Consider the following 16,696-nt stretch of genomic DNA (forward strand, 5'->3'; position numbering starts at 1 on the left):
TCACGTTCAACCGCTTCGGTAACGCGTTCTGGTAGGTCACGCCGCGGACGCCTCATTTGGTTGGCAACTTTTTCTGACATTGGTAGAATCAAACGGCTTGCCACGTTTTCTCGATTCGGTCACGAACGGCGTCGGCAAAACCTTCCGTTAGCGGACCCTAGCTTTCACCATGGACGACGACGAACTGCTCGACATCGCGTCCAAACTCGAATCTGCTTCGGACAACGACGCTGCCCATTCCCAGCTTTCCGCTGGCAAACCGTGGTTGTGGCTCACCGGCAATCGTGACGCCCTTCTTCGTTTTGCCGCTGCTTTTCTCCGCGCGGCTGCTGCACCAATCCCGGACGACGAATGTCGCGCCGAACCAACCATTCTTGAACATCGTCAAATTAACGACGCCAAAACGGACTACACTCTCGGTGCGACTCAACGCATTGACGAATTCCCCGAGAATCCGGATGTTATAGCGGAGCGTAAACGAAATGCGTGGCGGAACGACCGTGGCGCGTTGCTCGGTTGCGGTGTCGTTGGGTTCATACTCCTGTCGATACTCATTTCTGCAATCGCGTTCTGGTGGCATGTAATCACAGGCACGCCGCTACGGTAGTTCGCGGGTCCGCTAACATGGTTTTTACGCTGTGGCCTTCGGCACACCGCTGTCGTTTGTTCAAGCTTCCCGCTGGTGGTAGAATCTCTCATAGTTCAGGCATCACTCGCTTCGTTTAGGGCGGTGTCGTAAAAACCTTCCGTTAGCGGACACTGACCGCTCCGTCTTTTCTTAACCCAACCACGAGAAAACCGTGATTGTCAACTCAGCTTTCGAGCTTGCGGATGAAAGGGATCACCTTTACGACGCACTTACAGATTTCACACCGAACGGGCGTCGCGAACATTATGCTTCGTGGCTTGAATCGCAAGGACATGCGGCCAGAGCAGGAACCGTTCGAGCAACAATTGCTGCATACAACGAACTCGATTGCAGTTTCCTGTCGAACCCAGCCGGAACTGAACATTGGCAACGTGTTATCGCCATCCCGCTACTGATGCGGCTAATCGACGAAGGCCAGCAATTCACTGAACGGGAGTTAATCGACCTTCGGAACCTTGTGTTTCCCAGAATCCGCCCGTGCCTGACGCTGAGCTATGAGCCCGCCAAATCAACTCCCGATGTAGGCGCAAGCTATTTATGGGGCCACCCGGACCTCCTTGAGAATCAAGAGTGGCCGAAAATCGCTGAGTGTTCCGATTGGTTTTCAGCAAAAGATCAGCTACCCCAAGATCAACACTGCGCATTCCTTGGGCAATTTCGGTTTTCAGATCTATCCGAGACACTGCTGGGTAGGGAGCTTCCTAGCTCAGGCGGATTTTCGATTTTTGCGATCACTGAAACGGATTCACTTGGCATCCAAGAGACAGTAGTTCGGCCATGGTCACCTGAGCAGCAACTTGTGCGATTTGAGCCGCCAGAGGACTTAATTACTGACCGGCTTGGCGATTCCTGCAACAGCCCAAAGCGACCGCACACGATTACCCTGACGGAAGCGATCTCTATCCCTGACGCTGCATCGCCAACTTTCGGCGCACTAATCCCAGAATGCAAGTGGAGTGAGAAATTCGGCGATCTTTACTCTTCAATGATGGCTGAATGCAATGAGGACACACTGGGCATCGGCGGCTACCTTCGGGGGACAAGTGGTGATGACCCGAGCCCCGACACCAACCACATGCGTTTCGTGGTTTTGAGGGTTACCCCAGAGGCGGGTATCGTTCACTTCGCTATTCCGAACGAAGACATCGAGAAAGGCTGCTTGAACAGAGTTCAGTACGTATGGTCCGACTGGGACAGCTAACGGACAAACGAATAGACGCGAACAAGATCGCGCCGTGATTAATGCGCGATTCAAACGCGTGGCCTTTTCGGGATCCCGTGTCCGCTAACATGGTTTTTACGCTAGGCCTTCGGCACACCTTCCATGTTTGGCGACGCGGGCTGGCCTTGGTACAATTTCTCGTAATTCAGGCATCGTTCGCTTCGTTTAAGGCGGTGTCGTAAAAACCTTCCGTTGTGTGCCACAGATCAATGCAGCTTCAAACCGTTGATGGCGACCTACTCGACCAAGACGTCGACGTGATTGTCAACGCTTGGAACCGCAACATCATTCCGTGGTGGCTGCTTCTGCCGCAGGGCGTCTCCGGCGCGATCAAAAAACGCGGCGGCTATGCTCCGTTCCGCGAACTGGGCAAACTCGGCCCAATTCCACTCGGCGGCGCTGTCCTGACCGGCGCTGGCAAACTCCCATTCAAATCCATAATCCATGTCGCTGGTATTAGCATGTGGTGGCGTTCCTCGGAACGATCAATCCGCGATTCCACACGCAATGCCGTTGCGCTTGCGGCCGAACACAACTTTGAATCCATGGCCTTTCCGCTGATTGGGGCAGGTACTGGCGGCGGTTCCGCTGATGACGTTCTCTCGATGATGCAGGACGAACTCGGTAATTGCGACTTTGACGGACTCATCCGCATAGTTCGATTCCGGCACTAGTGGCACACAACATGGTTTTTACGCTAGGCCTACGGCACACCGCTGTCGTTTGTTCAAGCCTCCATCCGGTGGTAGAATCATTCGTAGTTCAGACACTGCTCGCTTCGTTTAGGGCGGTGTCGTAAAAACCTTCCGTTGTCGGGACGAGATCAAACCAATGCAAACCGTTCGTGGTGACCTTCTCGCGCTCGCAATCGCTGGTGACTTTGACGTCATCATCCACGGCTGCAACTGCCAGAACACGATGGGTGCTGGCATCGCAAAATCCATCAAACAGCAATTCCCCGCCGCTTACGACGCCGACCTCGCAACCGAAAAAGGCTCCCGCGACAAACTCGGCACTTACTCTTCCGCGACGGTCGATTGTGATGGCAACGAACTCACCATTGTGAACGCTTACACGCAATTCAACTGGCGCGGTCGCGGCATCAAGGCGGACTATGACGCAATCCGCTCTGTTTTTGCCGCTATCAAATCGGATTTCGCGGGCAAACGCATTGGTTACCCGCTGATAGGTGCTGGGCTGGCCGGTGGTGATTGGAACGTAATCTCCGAGATCATCACCGAAGAACTGGCCGGGGAGAATCACACGCTTGTGGAATATCAACCGTAGCGCATCGCCCGACAACATGGTTTTTACGCTAGGCCTGCGGCACACCTTCCAACTTTGTCAACGCGGGCTGGCCTTGGTACAATTTCCGTAATTCAGGCCTCGTTCGCTTCGTTCAGGGCGGTGTCGTAAAAACCTTCCGTTATGCGGACGAACCGATTCACTGATGGCTGATTTGGTACCCAACCTGCAATCGTTGGTCGACTCCGACCGTTTTCTTGCGGCTGTGCACATGGACGATCTCGACGACATGCTTGGTGCCCGTGATGCAGACCCGTTTGACGCGGAATGGGTGCGCGTGCATGAACTCGTAACGCAACATCAACTCGGTGCTTCTCCTTCCGTTGACGCTCTTCGTGAATCGGCGTTCAAACGCGCTTTTGCCATCACGGAGTCGCCCGACGCATGCGGATACATCTCTGATGACTTCGGCCTGATTGCCGATGCGGCCCGCGCGGATGTTTCGGACGCATGGTTGGTGGCTCTCACCGCATCGTACGCAACGGGCGTTCTCCCACATGGAGAATTGGCTGGCGATTCTCGGTCTCTCACTGAGATCGTCTCCGAGTTCCAACCGTAACGCCGCATAACATGGTTTTTACGCTAGGCCTTCTGCACACCTTCGTTGGTAGGCAACGGGCGCTGGCATTGGTAGAATCTATCGTGATTCAAACTCCACCGCTTCGTTTAAGGCGGTGTCGTAAAAACCTTCCGTTAGGCGACGCTACCGATGAGTGATTCTGACCGTATCCTCACCGAACTTCGCCGGATCGTTGCCGAACGTGACCACGCTGGCCCTGTGTCCGACGACGTCATCGCTGCCGCCGAATCTGAACTTGGCCTCACCTTTCCGCCCAGTTATCGCATGTTCTTAACGCACTTCGGTGCTGGCGGCATTCCTGCACCGTATGACATCATTGGACTGCCACAGTGCCGCGCGTCCGATTCATCGCCACCCATGTGGTCGCACGTTCTTGACGTTGCCACACGATTGCGACGCCACGTGGATCATCCACCGACACTCATTCCGATTTCGTCTGATGGCTGTGGTGTCGACATTTATCTCGACGCTTCACGCACTGACGACACGGGCGAATGCCCGGTTCTTGCTCGCGGCCCGGGTTTCGACGGCATCGACATTGCTCCGTCATTTCTCGCATTCGCTGACTTGGCAGTCTCAGGCGATCCGCTGGCCCAAACGTGATGGTCCGCGTCGCCTAACATGGTTTTTACGCTAGGGCCTTCGGCACACCTTCCATATTTTGCAACGCGGGCTGGCCTTGGTACAATCACCCGTAGTTCAGACATCGTTCGCTTCGTTCAGGGCGGTGTCGTAAAAACCTTCCGTTGGGCGACTCAATCGAATCTGATGGCCACGTTCAACGACTCTCGCTCACTCGCCGAATTCTTGCTCCGAGAATCGCTCGACCGGCTTGCTGCCGCCGCCCCGAAGGTCAACTACTTTTCGCTCCGATCGGTTGGTGGTGCGGCAACCCTTCTCGGCTTCGACTCGATTGCGCACGAATGCGAATCCATCCTGCAAACAATTCCGGATGCTTCTTTCACTGCCGGTGTGATCTCCAATTTCCCGCTGCCCAAAAAGGCACCGCCTGCGCTGCGCAAGATCGCGACAATTGACCAACTCTACTCCGATCACCCGCCGTTAACCGATGAATCTGTTGCGAAGTACATTCGGGATTGTGGAAACGCTCAATCACATCTGAAACTTGCTTCGGACCGTAAGTACACGGACGCCTTTGCGGCATGCAAATCTGAATTGGACACTGAGGAAACAGCTGCGTCGCAGGCTGTTCTTGGCGACATTGATTCTGCCCTCGATTCCGCCTGTTCCGTTGTTCAACCTGATTTCCGCGCTGACAATATTCGCTTCATTTGCACCATTGAACTATTTCGACGCGAACGATGGTCCGACGCTCACAAACTATTTGATGCGATCTACCCATCTCAGATTGGGCCCGATGCTGCTGCCCAAATGGCTCTTGGTGCCAACCACCGCTTACCATGGCTGGGGTATCCGTTTCCTGATTGGTAACTACTCTGGCAGTTCTGAGTCGCCCAACATGGTTTTTACGCTAGGCCTTCGGCACACCTTCTTTGTTTGGCGATGCGGGCTGGCCTTGGTACAATCTATCGTAGTTCAGGCATCGCCCGCTTCGTTTTGGGCGGTGTCGTAAAAACCTTCCGTTGGGCGTCGCAGCCTAAACGTTGTCCAGATCTCGTTCGCCCCTGACGATGCGCACAATCTCGACGCCATCGTCCAGTGCTCGAAAGAAAATCACGTAGCTACCACAACTGAAGCTGCGACACGGTCCGTGATTCTTGGAAATCCGTCGCTGGCCCATCTCTGGATTCGTTGCCAACGTACGACACGCTGATTCGATTTTCTCTACCCAGCGGTAGGCAGCTTCCGGTTTGTCACGTGCAATGAACTCTGAGTTCTCGTACAAATCAGATGACGCAAGCTGGGAATATCTGACTCTCGCCATTATGACTGCTGTTCTTCGATGGCTTTGATACGCCGACGAGCTTCAGCGTACACCTCATCTGCGTCAATTCCTTCACCACGATCTAGCTCGTCGATCCCGGCTTGGATATCTGCATGCAGCATTTCGCGAGCAATCACTAACCGAATGCCCTCATTGACAAGTGCTTGCTCGTCTTGAAACTTTCCTTGTGCAATCAACTGCTGCACCTGGTTTCCGTAGTCGTTTGGGATATCTGTACTCATACCGTCCTCCGGGTTTGGCGACGCCCAACATGGTTTTTACGCAAGGGCCCTTCGGGCACACCTTCGATGTAGTGCTGGCCTCGCTTCCATTATACAATCAAATCCAATTCAATCCACCTTCGCTTCGTGCAGGGCGGTGTCGTAAAAACCTTCCGTTGGCCGACCTAGCATTTACAAATGGAACACTACAAGGTCACACTCGTATCGAACACTCGTTCACCGCAAATCGGTGCTGTCCGGCTTCACGACGATTCCGACGACTCGCTCATCGAGCTGTCTTTTGATGGCAACGCCTTCACTGGCACTGGTGATGACTTCTTTGACGCGTTCTCCCAAATCCGCGAACGACTCGAACCGCTGGGCTTATTGCCGCAGTGCTACGCCGCGCATCTTCGCGCATTTCCGTCCGGCATGTCTCGCAGCATGGGCGGTGGCGTCAAACTTTATCGCCTAACACTCGGCAAACAGGCACTAATGGACGACCTGATACACATGTTCGACACTGACAATGACGTTGAACCTGCTACGGTGGCTGACCAGCGTGCATTCTTTGACAAATGGATCGGTTCACTCGGGGAATCATAGCCCGGCCAACATGGTTTTTACGCTATGGCCTTCGGCACACGTTCGATGTTTGGCAACGCTCGCTGGCCTTGGTAGAATTTCTTGTAATTCAGACATCGTTCGCTTCGTTTAGGGCGGTGTCGTAAAATCTTTCCGTTATGTGACCTACCGAAGCCATGCCCAGCTTTAGCCGATCTGGTGAGTTCTACGGTGCGTCATTGATAACCGGCCCTTCATCCGCGCTCGTGCGCGTGCGATTCTCGCCCGAACATGTCGGTCCACCCATTGTGAATGTCCTCGCGGCTGACGCTCGGTTTGGCAATCCACCTGACCGTGATGTGGCGTCCGCCGTTGCCGATGCCGTCCAACAGGCCAACGGCGACTTTGACACTCGATTGATTCCTGCAGAAATCGCTTATCAATGTGACAACGATGGTCTCTGCTATCTAATCCGCCGTTGCGCGTACATTATCGTTCGCCGGATCGCGGAGGTGGGCGATGATGAATTTATCGGTGTGGCATAGCTTATTGGCGATTCACCGGTCACATAACATGGTTTTTACGCTAGGCCGCGGCTGTCGTCATTGGCGAGTTTTTCGGTGGTTTGGCGTCAATCGCTTCGGTCACGAGCCATCTGCTGCCAGCCCGCGGACACCCTCGCTTTTTGTTTTAGCGGCGATCCTTTGGTAAGATGTTCAGTGATTTGACACTGGTTCGCTTCGTTCGGGGCGGGTGTCGTAAAAACCTTCCGTTATCCGACTCAAATGAAGCCAACCGCTGAGCACACCTTCCCTGACGCAGACGTTCTTGAGTGGCGTCTGACAGACAGCGAACTGCTCGTGCGTATGTCGGACGTTTTCTACGACGGCCATCTGCGTGGCGAAGCTCAGTTGCGGTTTCCGCTGCTTCGCCCAGCTTCAGCGATGCAATACGACCACGAATCGAACGCATGGTCTGACTGCGCCGTTGTTGAGCCTCTCAAAGACTTGTGTGAATTTCACTTCAAAATGCGACTCCGGTACTCTCTGAAGGGCTTCGGACGTGATTCTGGCCAGTGGGTCGCCGTCAGTGTGCATTCAGATAACGCCGAAATTGTTTGGGATGGAGCGTCCGTCGGATAACATGGTTTTTACGCTAGGTCTTCGGCACACCGCTGTCGTTTGGTCAAGCCTCCCTCTGGTGGTAGAATGTTTCGTAGTTCAGGCATCACTCGCTTCGTTCAGGGCGGTGTCGTAAAAACCTTCCGGTATGCGGCAACAGCAACTCGATGGCCGACCTTCCGATCCATTACGACCGTCAGTTTTCAGTTCACCTCTACTGGGTTAGCCACGGTCTTCTGTTGCTGCGGAGTGGCAAGCGTGCCCACGACCACAAACGAATAGACATCCTGTTCTGTGACGTCCGTCTTCTGGGCATTCCTACGTTTTTGGATGGGTTACGGATAACACACCACGTCGACCAGCAGGTCGCGATGCGGCTGGATGCCGGATTGTGCCACTTCAAAATCGACACTGGTGACTCGGAACATTCGCTCATTGCATCACCAACAATCACTGTGCACGAGGATGATCTGCTATACCACGAGAACTCCTGTTTGTTGCCTGATTTCGACTTCTGGTCCCTCGTTGATCTGGATCGCACGCCGTAAACGTGCCCCGAGTTGCCGCATAACATGGTTTTTACGCTAGGCCTTCGGCACACCTTCCAACTTTGTCAACACGGGCTGGCCTTGGTACAATTTCCGTAGTTCAAACATCGCTCGCTTCGTTCAGGGCGGTGTCGTAAAAACCTTCCGTTAGGCGGCAGAACCAAATGAAGCTCAGACCGTTTGCTATCGGAATCGCAGCCGTGCTGTTGGTTTGCGTTGTCGCGATGACGGTCTTTGCCATCCGACTAAACTCAGCCTTCGGATTCGTTGGCCCGTCACTCAACTCTCGGTTGAACGACTATCAATCCATAATCGCTGACATCAAATCTGGTGCAATTGCGCCCGATGCTTCGGGCGTCTGCACTTTGCCCAACGGCTTCGATGGCGTAACACCACGCGACGAGGTCTTTACTGGCACGACTCCCACCGGCTCCACCGTCACGTTGTTTCCTACGTGGTACGGTCGTGGGTCTGATGTTGATGGTTACATTCACTCATCTGCACCGCTCGCTGCTGGCGACTACTACACAATCAACTGGGGTGCTGGAGGCAACGTGCAGCATCTCGACGTTGGCGCGATTGATATGTTGTCCGTTTCTCCAGTTCGTGGTACTTGGTACTGGGGTTCGCGACGTCTTGACTAACACCACTGCCGCCTAACATGGTTTTTACGCTGAGGCCCTTCGGGCACAACTTCGCTCTTTGGCAACGGGCGTTGGCCTTGGTACAATTTCCTGTAGTTCAGACATCGTTCGCTTCGTTTAGGGCGGTGTCGAAAAAACCTTCCGTTGTTCGTCACAGATGCGTGTTACTCTACTACTCGCTATCGCCGTCCTCCTGCTGTCAGGCTGTTCCCCGTCCCCAGAAGAACGACTCGGTTTGACCTACACGCCGCCGGTGGTTCCTGAGAACGTTCCTGCGAAATTCAAACCGGAGCCGAACACCAAAATCGAAACGTGGCTCAAGGATGGCGAAACTCACCTCAACCTCAAGGAGCATTACGTTTCGTCGTACCGATATGGATGGGACGAGGCCATCTACGACTGGACTAGCAAGACCAGATTCACGATCGAGTCTCGACAGGATGCCATGATGCATCATGCAGACATCAAATCCGGCTCAGACGCTTTCTGGCTGGGCTATTCTGAGGCGCGGCGGCAAATCGAATCGCGCCCCGAGTGACGAACAACATAGTTTTTACGCTGGGGCCTTCGGCACACCTTCCAACTTTGGCAACGCGGGCTGGCTTTGGTAGAATCACTCGTAATTCGGACATCGTTCGCTTCGTTTATGGCGGTGTCGTAAAAACCTTCCGTTGTATGACCTACCGTATTGAGGGGCCACGCTGAATCCGTTCGCATCACCAGAATCCGGCAATACCCTATCAAGGCCTCGGCGACGCGGGACGTGGATGGCAACTGTCTCGTTTTCTTGCGGACTCCTTTCTCCCATTTTGGTTGTGCTGGACATCCTCTACGCGGTCTTGTTCATGCGTGCTGGCCGTGAAGGCGCGACCGAATTCGATCACTTCACTGCGTACGTATTCTTTGCGCTTTGGATTACCGTTCCCGTTGTCGGAATTCTTGCCGGATTGCGATTCTTGCCGGATTGCGATTCTTGTCGATTCGCACATCCAAACGTGGTTTCCGCCGATCAGCAATCGGGCTTTCCCTGTGCTTCTTGTTTCTGGTGTTTATGGCATACGCATACCTCGTCCACTAGTTTACGGTCGCACAACATGGTTTTTACGCAAAGCCACGGCTTCGTCTTAGGAAACTTGTTCGGTTTGCCACGTCTGTTCGCTCCGTTGTCGCGTATTGGTTTGCCACGCCGTGGACACCGCCTCTTTGGCAACGTGGTTTCTTTTTGGTAAACTGTTTTGTGTTGCGACGCTTGTTGACTTCGGAGAGAAGCGGTGTCGTAAAAACCTTCCGTCAGGCGACCCAATCTAATCCTATGGTTGAACTTTGGCGCAGCCTTCGTGTTGGTGACCGTGTGCGCATTGCACATATGCCGCAGGACTTCGCGGGTGCTCCGGACACATACCGCCTCCACGACGAGACGCGCGAGCTGTATGAACATCTGGTAGCAGAGGCCACAATACTAACCGTGACCGAGATTGACGACTGGGACGCGCCGTGGATCGACTACACTTGGGTTCGGAACGGCATAGAAGAATTCCACTCGCTGGGCCTGAACCACGATGGATTGGAACGCGTACCGTAGTTCAGCGTCGCCCAACATGGTTTTTACGCTGAGGCCTTCGGCACACCTTCCAACTTTGTCAACGCGGGCTGGCTTTGGTACAATTCCTCTCAGTTCAGGCGTCGCTCGCTTCGTTCAGGGCGGTGTCGTAAAAACCTTCCGTCAGGCGACCCAATCCAATCTGATGGAAGACTCGCTCTCGCAAATCCCTGATGCAATCGACGTTCGCGAGGGTTTACCGCGTCCGAAGTGGGACGTCATCTACCATTGGGCCGACACTAACCTTGACCCGACATCACTTGACGAATCATGGACGCAAATCGCCCGTGACTGGCTCACTCGTCTCGCCGACTCACTGCCCCGCGATTACGCGTTGCATGAATCACCCGAATTCCTGCTCCTCGCAGCAGACCACTCGCTCGGTCAGAGGGTTCTATCATCTTCCGAGCGTGCTCGACGAGTCATCCTTAAAACGCTCAACGGTGTTGCCAGCGATCAAGGCTTCGGCAAACACGTAGTCTTGCTGTTTGCTGACACTGATAGCTATTACGACTACGTTACCGACTTTTACCCGGACGAGGGCGAATTCGCCCTGTCTGGCGGAATGTTTCTCGACGTTGGATACGGACACTTTGCGATATATCCTGCATATGGCGACGACTACGAGCGAGTTATCGCTCACGAGCTAAATCACGCTTTGTTACGCCACTTGCCGTTGCCGCTCTGGGTCAACGAAGGTGTAACACAGGTCATCGAAGACGTTGTGATGGATTCATCCTATTTCATGGTGGATCATGAAATACTGCGCCGCCATCGAACCTACTGGAATTCTCAGACGATTGACGGGTTCTGGTCGGGGGAATCGTTCTACTCGCCCGACGACGGACAGGAACTCAGCTATCATTTATCTCAGGTTCTGTTCCGCAACTTGATGTCTGACTTCCCCAAAGCCGTAAATGACATATTGAACAATGCCAACTTCATTGATGCTGGCGACTCTGCGTTCGGTAACTCATGCAACGTGTCACTCGCGGATCGGGTAGCTCAATTCTTGGGCGACGGCAATTGGGCACCTCGCGACAATTACACCGTTCCTGATGCCTAGGGTCGCATAACATGGTTTTTACGCTAGGCCTTCAGCACACCTTCCAACTTTGCCAACGCGGGCTGGCCTTGGTACAATCGTTCTTAATTCAGGCGTCGTTCGCTTTGTTTAGGGCGGTGTCGTAAAAACCTTCCGTTAGGCGACCTAGACTAAATCCGATGCACACTTTCAACTGCACCTGTGGTCACAGCATCGCGATAATCCCTCCTTCGGAACATGCTGGATACGTTGTCCTCGATTCCGATGCTGACCTGCACATTGACAATCGAACCGTTACCATTCGCGCATTCCTTGACGCCGTGCGAACGGGCCGCCGTTCAGAATGGCTCACCGAATTCTACGGTCCGAACGTGCCGCAACCGCGATTCGCGCAAAAAGACGACGCTGACGTCATCGAGGATATACTTTCAAACTCCGATTCCTGGACGCGGTTCCTCTACCGCTGTCCTATGTGCGGTCGCATTCATATTGAGACTTCCCCCCGATCTCGGTCGTTCAAAACCTACGCGGAGAACTAAACGAACATCACCGGTCGCCTAACATGGTTTTTGCGCAAAGCCACGGCTTCGTCCTTGGAGAGTCGTTTGGCTTGCCACGTGCATTCGCTCCGTTGACGCGTGTTGGTTTGCCACGCCGTGGACACCGCCTCTTTGGCAACGTTGATTCTTTTTGGTAAACTGTTTGGTGTTGCGACGCTTTCTGGCTTCGGAGAGAAGCGGTGTCGTAAAAACCTTCCGTTGGGCGACCTACCGTGGAACTACCGCAAGACATGCTCGAGGAAATCGAACGTCTTGGCGAATCACCTGAACGCATCAAGTGGGTGGCTCGCGAGGAGAATCTGGAATTCGCACGGTTCTTCCTTGGGAAACTGACCGAATCATCCCAACTCTTCGACAAATGGTTTCCCCGACTCAAAGAGTTTGAAGACGCGAAACGTTCAACGGCCCCGAACCCAGCTGACGGTCAATTTTCAGCCAACGACTTGCTTGCACGTCAGATTCTGGCACCAAAGATCGCCCCCGCTGAACGTGTGCCGCAAAGCGGCAACTTTTGCGCTGCATTTTTCACTGCTCCGCTCAGCGTGCTGCCACTCGTAAGGAACGAATGGCCATCCGAGTATCGGAATGCTGTTTTTCTGACGCCGGTCGAACTTCGTGAATGGAATACGCTGTACGACGAACCAGAAGATGCGCAATGGTGGTATTGCTTCCAAAATTGGGACGTTGAATTTGATCCATCGCCCGATTCATTTTGGCTCGAACACTCAGAATATGCCGTGCCTGTTGGTGCAAAATCTGCAATTGCTACCTGGGGGCTCTCGTGGGGATCGCTCGCTGGTGGCGTTAAGGCGGAGCTTTGGGCAATCGAGAATGATTCCGCGCAGTTGTTGGGGCTGCTGGGAGACGCAACCTTTTAAGCAACACCTATCGTTAGGTTCCGGTGTCCCACAACATGGTTTTTACGCTGGGGCCTTCGGCACACCTTCGTCCTTTGGCAACGCTCGCTGGACTTGGTAGAATTACTTGTAGTTCATACATCGCTTGCTTCGCTTAGGGCGGTGTCGTAAAAACCTTCCGTTGTGCGACCCAGTCGAATGAAGCTCAACCTCCAATCCGACGCTCGCAAGGTTCGCAAATACATCGAACAGCGGATCAAGAACTATCCTGTCTACGAGAACCTCGGCCCCGGCGAGGATGACGACCCAATTTCACTCATCACCATTGGCTTCTACGCCGAACAGGGCGGCTACATGAACCTCGTGTTCAATACTCGCCCCAAAGCTGAGGTTGATGGCGAATGGACACTTCACATCGCCAATGACGAAAACATGCTCCCGTTCCCGAAATGGCTTTCGGCATATGAGGCGATCTGGGATGGCAAAACCATCAATGTCACCAAACACGATGGGACGACTTGCACACTCCAAAACTCCTCTGGCGATGAAACCGTTAACGCGGTGTTTGGAGAAATGCTGCTCGCCGTGATGTCTGAATTGCGTGATGATGGCACACTCGCACAATTGCCGCTCGCGCCAGAAGCCTTTATGGTCGTCGAAGAATTCGACGGTCGCTACTTCTGGCCTACGTACGAAACTCGCAAGACCAAAGGTCGAATCCAGCGCTAAGGGTCGCCTAACATGGTTTTTACGCTGGGCGTCACAGGCTATCACATTGGCAACCATTACCAAGAAGATGCTCTCCGCTGTCAAGCTCGGACGTGTTTCGACGCGTGTCGGCGGGTTCGTGATTCCATCGCCGAACCCCGACGACCCTAACGTGTTCGCTGCGATTGACGGTTCTGGTGTCGCTGAATTCTCCTGCGTCTCGTACACGGGACGCGACCTTGACGCTAACGCCCTGTTTGCGAGATACGTTGATTCTGGCGCAAAAATTCCGGACGTCGAACAACTCCTCTCTGACTTCGACGACTACCTCCGCCAAATCAAGACGTTCAAGGTTGGCAACGTGCTCGGCTTACGCTCGAACGGTGCGGACCGTGAACTCTATTTGACACATCAGCGTCCGCCCGACGGATCAATGTGACGCCCAACAGGGTTTTTACGCTAGGCCTTCGGCGCACCGCTGCCGTTTGTTCAAGCCTCCCTCTGTTGGTAGAGTCTTCCGTAGTTCAGGCATCGTTCGCTTCGTTCAGGGCGGTGTCGTAAAACCTTCCGTTGTGCGACCTAAACCAATTGAGAATCCATACGAATCTCCGTCGACGGTGAACGATACGGCTGGTAAGCATCAACCGCCAGCGGAGCCGTCTCACCTCGCGCGCATTATCGGCCTCGCTGTGTTTTCCGTACTGTTTGGCGGCACAGCGGCGCGGATTGTCCCCGGCGGCCCGTTTGTCTCTCTAACCAGCGACATCTTGCCAACAATCGCTGCTGTTGCCTCAATCCGGTACTCACTGCTGTCGCTACGCGGTCGTGACATCGGCACTAAGGTCATCGCCATGTTCTTCGTGGTTGTGTGCACGTTTGCGTTGTCGAATGTTTTTCGTTCCGTACTGTCGTTTTGGTTCCGCCCATACGCACGTGGAGACTTCTTCGGGTTCTAGCGTACGGTCGCACAACATGGTGTTTACGCTGAGACTCTTCGGGCACACCTTCCTTGGTTGGTCGCGCTGGCTGGCATTGGTATAATCTCTTGTAGTTCAGACATCGCACGCTTCGTTTAGGGCGGTGTCGTAAAAACCTTCCGTCAGGCGACCTAACCAATGGCACTTCCCGACCACGTTGTCGAGATTCTCGACTCAATCGGTCAGGCTGCTGTGGAGGTTTCCGCCTCCTTTGACACTTTGCGTGCATTCGTCGGTGTCTGGCGATTCAATCCTTCAGACATTCCGGGCGGTATCAAGCGTTACGCCTTTCTTGGATCGCACGACGTTCTCTATGTCCTGCGGCGATTCGAGGTGAATCGCGAATTGATCGACCGTGATCTCGACGTTCATCCGGAGCAGTTGCTCACGTTGCAATGCATCACGGTTGCTGATGTGGCGATTGCCGAATCAATCCTTTCCACATGGCTGCCATCAATCGGTGATTTGGGCGAACCGCGACACTGCGATATCCCAATCTGACGGTCGCCTAACATGGTTTTTACGCAAGGCCACGGCTTCGTCGGTGGAGACTCGTTCGGTTTGCCACGTTCGTTCGCTTCGTTGTCGCGTTTTGGTTTGCCACGCCGTGGACACCGCCTCTTTGGCAACGTAGTTTCTTGCTGGTAAACTGCTTTGCGTTGCGACGCTTTTTGCCTTCGGAGAGAAGCGGTGTCGCAAAAACCTTCCGTTAGGCGACCTCATCGAATGTCAGTTGACACCTTTCTCTTTGTTCGTGAGCAACTGCCGACCGTCAGCGAATGGCAAACCGCTCTTGATGCTGCTGGCCTCAAAGTCAAGCTCGACCCGGAGGTTGACGACTTGCCCGCCTTCACTGGGTACCTGCCAGCGGTGTTGACGACAAACCGTCAGGCTTCGAGTTATACTTCGATACTGCTGAAAATGCGTTCGGCGACCGCCCGATGCGGTCGGTGATCGCACTCACGCCGTGACCTTTGCGACTCACTCAGACATTCGCGAACTGGTTTGCGCTCTTTACGCCGCTGGTGCTCTGGCCAAACTGACCGATGGCTTGCTGTTCGACGAGGATTCCGGTGACTTCGTGGATGTGCCCGCCCGGTTATTCGATCTACGCTGCGAGCAAGAGTGCGATTGATGCGATCACCCGAGTACTCGCGAAAGAACTGGCTCCTCGCGGCATCCGAGTCAACTCGGTCAATCCCGGTGCGACGCTAAGCGAAGGGACACTGTCAGCCGGACTGTACGGCACGGGCAGTGAATTCGAGCAGAAACTGGTGGCAGTGACGCCGCCGGGTCGCATCGGAACTCCACCGGACATCGCCAAAGTCGTTGCCTTCCTCGCGTCGGACGATGCGGGCTGGCTGACCGGCGAAGTAATCCTTGCATCCGGCGGACTGCGATAAACAGCACCGATAACTTATCACCCATCAACAACAATCAACGAGGAGAGACCATGTTCGATTATTCAGGAATTGTCTCCCGGCTTGAGTGGAGAATTCGTCTTCGGATCTACAACTGGGAATTGAATCACCAAGACAACGGTCACGATTCGGAAGCGACTCGCGAGTGCTTGAAAATGCTCTATCTATTGGCCAGTAACGGTGCCAAGTGGAAGCCAGACAAGTCTGAACTCAATTCCGCAAGGCGTTCACTTTTGAAGATGACGCCGGACTACACGGTGGAGTTTGTTTGGATTCTCTACAAGTTTGACGCTTCTGAAATTTACATAGCAATCAATCTAGCCAGAATACCAACAATCAAACGCCATATCCGTCGGCTTCAACCACGGCTTCACGAGTTGATCCAGAATTGGAAAGAGAAATCCGAAAGCTGTCATCAGAACACCCCTGGAAACACACGTCCGATTACATAAAAATCGTTCCGATTGCATGAGGACTGAGAATCTTCGGAATTGATTTCGCCTCGTGTTTCACAGTCTCAAATCAACCAAAGAAGACCATTCTCAGAAGTATTTCTCGCTTTCCCGCCGCCTCCACTTTTAGCCACTTGCCGAACCTCGGCAAGTGGCCATTTTCGGTCCATCGCGGATCTTCATGGGTCTAGCTTTAGTTCGCCGCAGTAGAAAAAGATAGCCGTCCTGTAGTGCATCCTGTGTCTGTAGCCACCGACGCGGCGTTTGATGGATTGAATCTTGCTGTTGATCCCCTCAGCCACGCCGTTCGATATTC

23 protein-coding genes are annotated in these 16,696 nt (G+C 53.9%); 20 read left to right on the top strand and 3 right to left on the bottom strand.

What is annotated here, in order from left to right; translation table 11 throughout:
• Positions 1 to 169 precede the first annotated feature (169 nt).
• The 7 genes from MFFC18_RS22515 to MFFC18_RS22545 all read left to right on the top strand — a co-directional run bounded on the left by MFFC18_RS22515 (position 170) and on the right by MFFC18_RS22545 (position 5,208).
• Positions 170 to 607, top strand: coding sequence for a hypothetical protein (locus tag MFFC18_RS22515; protein ID WP_075083623.1), 438 nt, complete (start codon positions 170 to 172; stop codon positions 605 to 607).
• A gap of 193 nt (positions 608 to 800) precedes the next feature.
• Complete coding sequence (locus MFFC18_RS22520) at positions 801 to 1,850, top strand: DUF1963 domain-containing protein (RefSeq protein ID WP_148619055.1); 1,050 nt, start codon at positions 801 to 803, stop codon at positions 1,848 to 1,850.
• Positions 1,851 to 2,080: 230 nt separating this feature from the next.
• Positions 2,081 to 2,545, top strand: a complete 465-nt coding sequence (locus MFFC18_RS22525) for a macro domain-containing protein (RefSeq protein WP_075083620.1) — start codon at positions 2,081 to 2,083, stop codon at positions 2,543 to 2,545.
• Positions 2,546 to 2,702: 157 nt separating this feature from the next.
• Positions 2,703 to 3,158 carry a macro domain-containing protein gene (locus tag MFFC18_RS22530; RefSeq protein WP_075083619.1) on the top strand — a complete coding sequence of 152 codons (456 nt, stop codon included), beginning with the start codon at positions 2,703 to 2,705 and terminating at the stop codon, positions 3,156 to 3,158.
• Between the two features lie 163 nt (positions 3,159 to 3,321).
• Positions 3,322 to 3,735 carry a hypothetical protein gene (locus MFFC18_RS22535; RefSeq protein WP_075083618.1) on the top strand — a complete coding sequence of 138 codons (414 nt, stop codon included), beginning with the start codon at positions 3,322 to 3,324 and terminating at the stop codon, positions 3,733 to 3,735.
• 150 nt (positions 3,736 to 3,885) lie between these two features.
• Positions 3,886 to 4,359, top strand: coding sequence for an SMI1/KNR4 family protein (locus MFFC18_RS22540; protein WP_075083617.1), 474 nt, complete (start codon positions 3,886 to 3,888; stop codon positions 4,357 to 4,359).
• 165 nt (positions 4,360 to 4,524) lie between these two features.
• Positions 4,525 to 5,208, top strand: a complete 684-nt coding sequence (locus MFFC18_RS22545) for a hypothetical protein (RefSeq protein WP_075083616.1) — start codon at positions 4,525 to 4,527, stop codon at positions 5,206 to 5,208.
• 166 nt (positions 5,209 to 5,374) lie between these two features.
• Here MFFC18_RS22545 and MFFC18_RS22550 read toward each other — a convergent pair whose 3' ends face one another.
• Complete coding sequence (locus tag MFFC18_RS22550; RefSeq protein ID WP_075083615.1) at positions 5,375 to 5,662, bottom strand: type II toxin-antitoxin system RelE/ParE family toxin; 288 nt, start codon at positions 5,660 to 5,662, stop codon at positions 5,375 to 5,377.
• Positions 5,662 to 5,904 carry a hypothetical protein gene (locus tag MFFC18_RS22555; protein ID WP_075083614.1) on the bottom strand — a complete coding sequence of 81 codons (243 nt, stop codon included), beginning with the start codon at positions 5,902 to 5,904 and terminating at the stop codon, positions 5,662 to 5,664. The genes MFFC18_RS22550 and MFFC18_RS22555 overlap by 1 nt, the downstream gene beginning before the upstream one ends.
• A 177-nt stretch (positions 5,905 to 6,081) precedes the next feature.
• Here MFFC18_RS22555 and MFFC18_RS22560 point away from each other — a divergent pair, with 177 nt between their 5' ends.
• The 13 genes from MFFC18_RS22560 (at position 6,082) to MFFC18_RS22630 (ending at position 16,380) form a co-directional block, all read left to right on the top strand.
• Positions 6,082 to 6,489: a hypothetical protein gene (locus tag MFFC18_RS22560; RefSeq protein WP_075083613.1), complete on the top strand. Its 408-nt coding sequence runs from the start codon at positions 6,082 to 6,084 to the stop codon at positions 6,487 to 6,489.
• Positions 6,490 to 6,644: 155 nt separating this feature from the next.
• Entirely contained in the window at positions 6,645 to 6,992 is a 348-nt protein-coding gene (locus MFFC18_RS22565; protein ID WP_075083612.1) for a hypothetical protein, read from the top strand.
• Positions 6,993 to 7,232: 240 nt separating this feature from the next.
• Positions 7,233 to 7,589 carry a hypothetical protein gene (locus tag MFFC18_RS22570; RefSeq protein WP_075083611.1) on the top strand — a complete coding sequence of 119 codons (357 nt, stop codon included), beginning with the start codon at positions 7,233 to 7,235 and terminating at the stop codon, positions 7,587 to 7,589.
• 146 nt (positions 7,590 to 7,735) lie between these two features.
• The gene (locus tag MFFC18_RS22575; RefSeq protein ID WP_075083610.1) at positions 7,736 to 8,116 is read left to right on the top strand and encodes a hypothetical protein; all 381 of its coding nucleotides are present in this window, start codon (positions 7,736 to 7,738) and stop codon (positions 8,114 to 8,116) included.
• 164 nt (positions 8,117 to 8,280) lie between these two features.
• A complete protein-coding gene (locus MFFC18_RS22580; RefSeq protein WP_075083609.1) occupies positions 8,281 to 8,760 on the top strand; it encodes a hypothetical protein in 480 nt (159 codons plus the stop codon).
• A 157-nt stretch (positions 8,761 to 8,917) separates the two neighbouring features.
• Positions 8,918 to 9,298: a hypothetical protein gene (locus MFFC18_RS22585; RefSeq protein WP_148619056.1), complete on the top strand. Its 381-nt coding sequence runs from the start codon at positions 8,918 to 8,920 to the stop codon at positions 9,296 to 9,298.
• Positions 9,299 to 10,505: 1,207 nt separating this feature from the next.
• Positions 10,506 to 11,426, top strand: coding sequence for a hypothetical protein (locus MFFC18_RS22595; protein WP_075084112.1), 921 nt, complete (start codon positions 10,506 to 10,508; stop codon positions 11,424 to 11,426).
• A 751-nt stretch (positions 11,427 to 12,177) separates the two neighbouring features.
• The gene (locus MFFC18_RS22600) at positions 12,178 to 12,843 is read left to right on the top strand and encodes a hypothetical protein (protein WP_148619058.1); all 666 of its coding nucleotides are present in this window, start codon (positions 12,178 to 12,180) and stop codon (positions 12,841 to 12,843) included.
• Between the two features lie 177 nt (positions 12,844 to 13,020).
• Positions 13,021 to 13,551, top strand: coding sequence for a hypothetical protein (locus MFFC18_RS22605; RefSeq protein ID WP_148619059.1), 531 nt, complete (start codon positions 13,021 to 13,023; stop codon positions 13,549 to 13,551).
• A gap of 67 nt (positions 13,552 to 13,618) precedes the next feature.
• Positions 13,619 to 13,969 carry a hypothetical protein gene (locus MFFC18_RS22610; protein WP_075083601.1) on the top strand — a complete coding sequence of 117 codons (351 nt, stop codon included), beginning with the start codon at positions 13,619 to 13,621 and terminating at the stop codon, positions 13,967 to 13,969.
• A 676-nt stretch (positions 13,970 to 14,645) separates the two neighbouring features.
• A complete protein-coding gene (locus MFFC18_RS22620; RefSeq protein ID WP_075083598.1) occupies positions 14,646 to 15,008 on the top strand; it encodes a hypothetical protein in 363 nt (120 codons plus the stop codon).
• A 572-nt stretch (positions 15,009 to 15,580) separates the two neighbouring features.
• Positions 15,581 to 15,910: an SDR family NAD(P)-dependent oxidoreductase gene (locus MFFC18_RS22625; RefSeq protein WP_202907521.1), complete on the top strand. Its 330-nt coding sequence runs from the start codon at positions 15,581 to 15,583 to the stop codon at positions 15,908 to 15,910.
• Between the two features lie 50 nt (positions 15,911 to 15,960).
• Complete coding sequence (locus tag MFFC18_RS22630; protein WP_075083596.1) at positions 15,961 to 16,380, top strand: hypothetical protein; 420 nt, start codon at positions 15,961 to 15,963, stop codon at positions 16,378 to 16,380.
• Between the two features lie 179 nt (positions 16,381 to 16,559).
• Here the strand turns inward: MFFC18_RS22630 and MFFC18_RS25860 are convergent, their stop codons facing one another.
• Positions 16,560 to 16,682 carry a transposase gene (locus MFFC18_RS25860; RefSeq protein WP_157665091.1) on the bottom strand — a complete coding sequence of 41 codons (123 nt, stop codon included), beginning with the start codon at positions 16,680 to 16,682 and terminating at the stop codon, positions 16,560 to 16,562.
• Positions 16,683 to 16,696 lie beyond the last annotated feature (14 nt).

It is taken from the genome of Mariniblastus fucicola, assembly GCF_008087665.1.
Classification (GTDB): Bacteria; Planctomycetota; Planctomycetia; order Pirellulales; family Pirellulaceae; genus Mariniblastus; species Mariniblastus fucicola.

Coding starts and splice junctions, on each gene's coding strand:
- MFFC18_RS22515 (WP_075083623.1), top strand. CDS start 170: ATGGACGACGACGAACTGCTCGACATCGCGTCCAAACTCGAATCTGCT.
- MFFC18_RS22525 (WP_075083620.1), top strand. CDS start 2,081: ATGCAGCTTCAAACCGTTGATGGCGACCTACTCGACCAAGACGTCGAC.
- MFFC18_RS22530 (WP_075083619.1), top strand. CDS start 2,703: ATGCAAACCGTTCGTGGTGACCTTCTCGCGCTCGCAATCGCTGGTGAC.
- MFFC18_RS22535 (WP_075083618.1), top strand. CDS start 3,322: ATGGCTGATTTGGTACCCAACCTGCAATCGTTGGTCGACTCCGACCGT.
- MFFC18_RS22540 (WP_075083617.1), top strand. CDS start 3,886: ATGAGTGATTCTGACCGTATCCTCACCGAACTTCGCCGGATCGTTGCC.
- MFFC18_RS22545 (WP_075083616.1), top strand. CDS start 4,525: ATGGCCACGTTCAACGACTCTCGCTCACTCGCCGAATTCTTGCTCCGA.
- MFFC18_RS22550 (WP_075083615.1), bottom strand. CDS start 5,662: ATGGCGAGAGTCAGATATTCCCAGCTTGCGTCATCTGATTTGTACGAG.
- MFFC18_RS22555 (WP_075083614.1), bottom strand. CDS start 5,904: ATGAGTACAGATATCCCAAACGACTACGGAAACCAGGTGCAGCAGTTG.
- MFFC18_RS22560 (WP_075083613.1), top strand. CDS start 6,082: ATGGAACACTACAAGGTCACACTCGTATCGAACACTCGTTCACCGCAA.
- MFFC18_RS22565 (WP_075083612.1), top strand. CDS start 6,645: ATGCCCAGCTTTAGCCGATCTGGTGAGTTCTACGGTGCGTCATTGATA.
- MFFC18_RS22570 (WP_075083611.1), top strand. CDS start 7,233: ATGAAGCCAACCGCTGAGCACACCTTCCCTGACGCAGACGTTCTTGAG.
- MFFC18_RS22575 (WP_075083610.1), top strand. CDS start 7,736: ATGGCCGACCTTCCGATCCATTACGACCGTCAGTTTTCAGTTCACCTC.
- MFFC18_RS22580 (WP_075083609.1), top strand. CDS start 8,281: ATGAAGCTCAGACCGTTTGCTATCGGAATCGCAGCCGTGCTGTTGGTT.
- MFFC18_RS22585 (WP_148619056.1), top strand. CDS start 8,918: ATGCGTGTTACTCTACTACTCGCTATCGCCGTCCTCCTGCTGTCAGGC.
- MFFC18_RS22595 (WP_075084112.1), top strand. CDS start 10,506: ATGGAAGACTCGCTCTCGCAAATCCCTGATGCAATCGACGTTCGCGAG.
- MFFC18_RS22605 (WP_148619059.1), top strand. CDS start 13,021: ATGAAGCTCAACCTCCAATCCGACGCTCGCAAGGTTCGCAAATACATC.
- MFFC18_RS22610 (WP_075083601.1), top strand. CDS start 13,619: ATGCTCTCCGCTGTCAAGCTCGGACGTGTTTCGACGCGTGTCGGCGGG.
- MFFC18_RS22620 (WP_075083598.1), top strand. CDS start 14,646: ATGGCACTTCCCGACCACGTTGTCGAGATTCTCGACTCAATCGGTCAG.
- MFFC18_RS22630 (WP_075083596.1), top strand. CDS start 15,961: ATGTTCGATTATTCAGGAATTGTCTCCCGGCTTGAGTGGAGAATTCGT.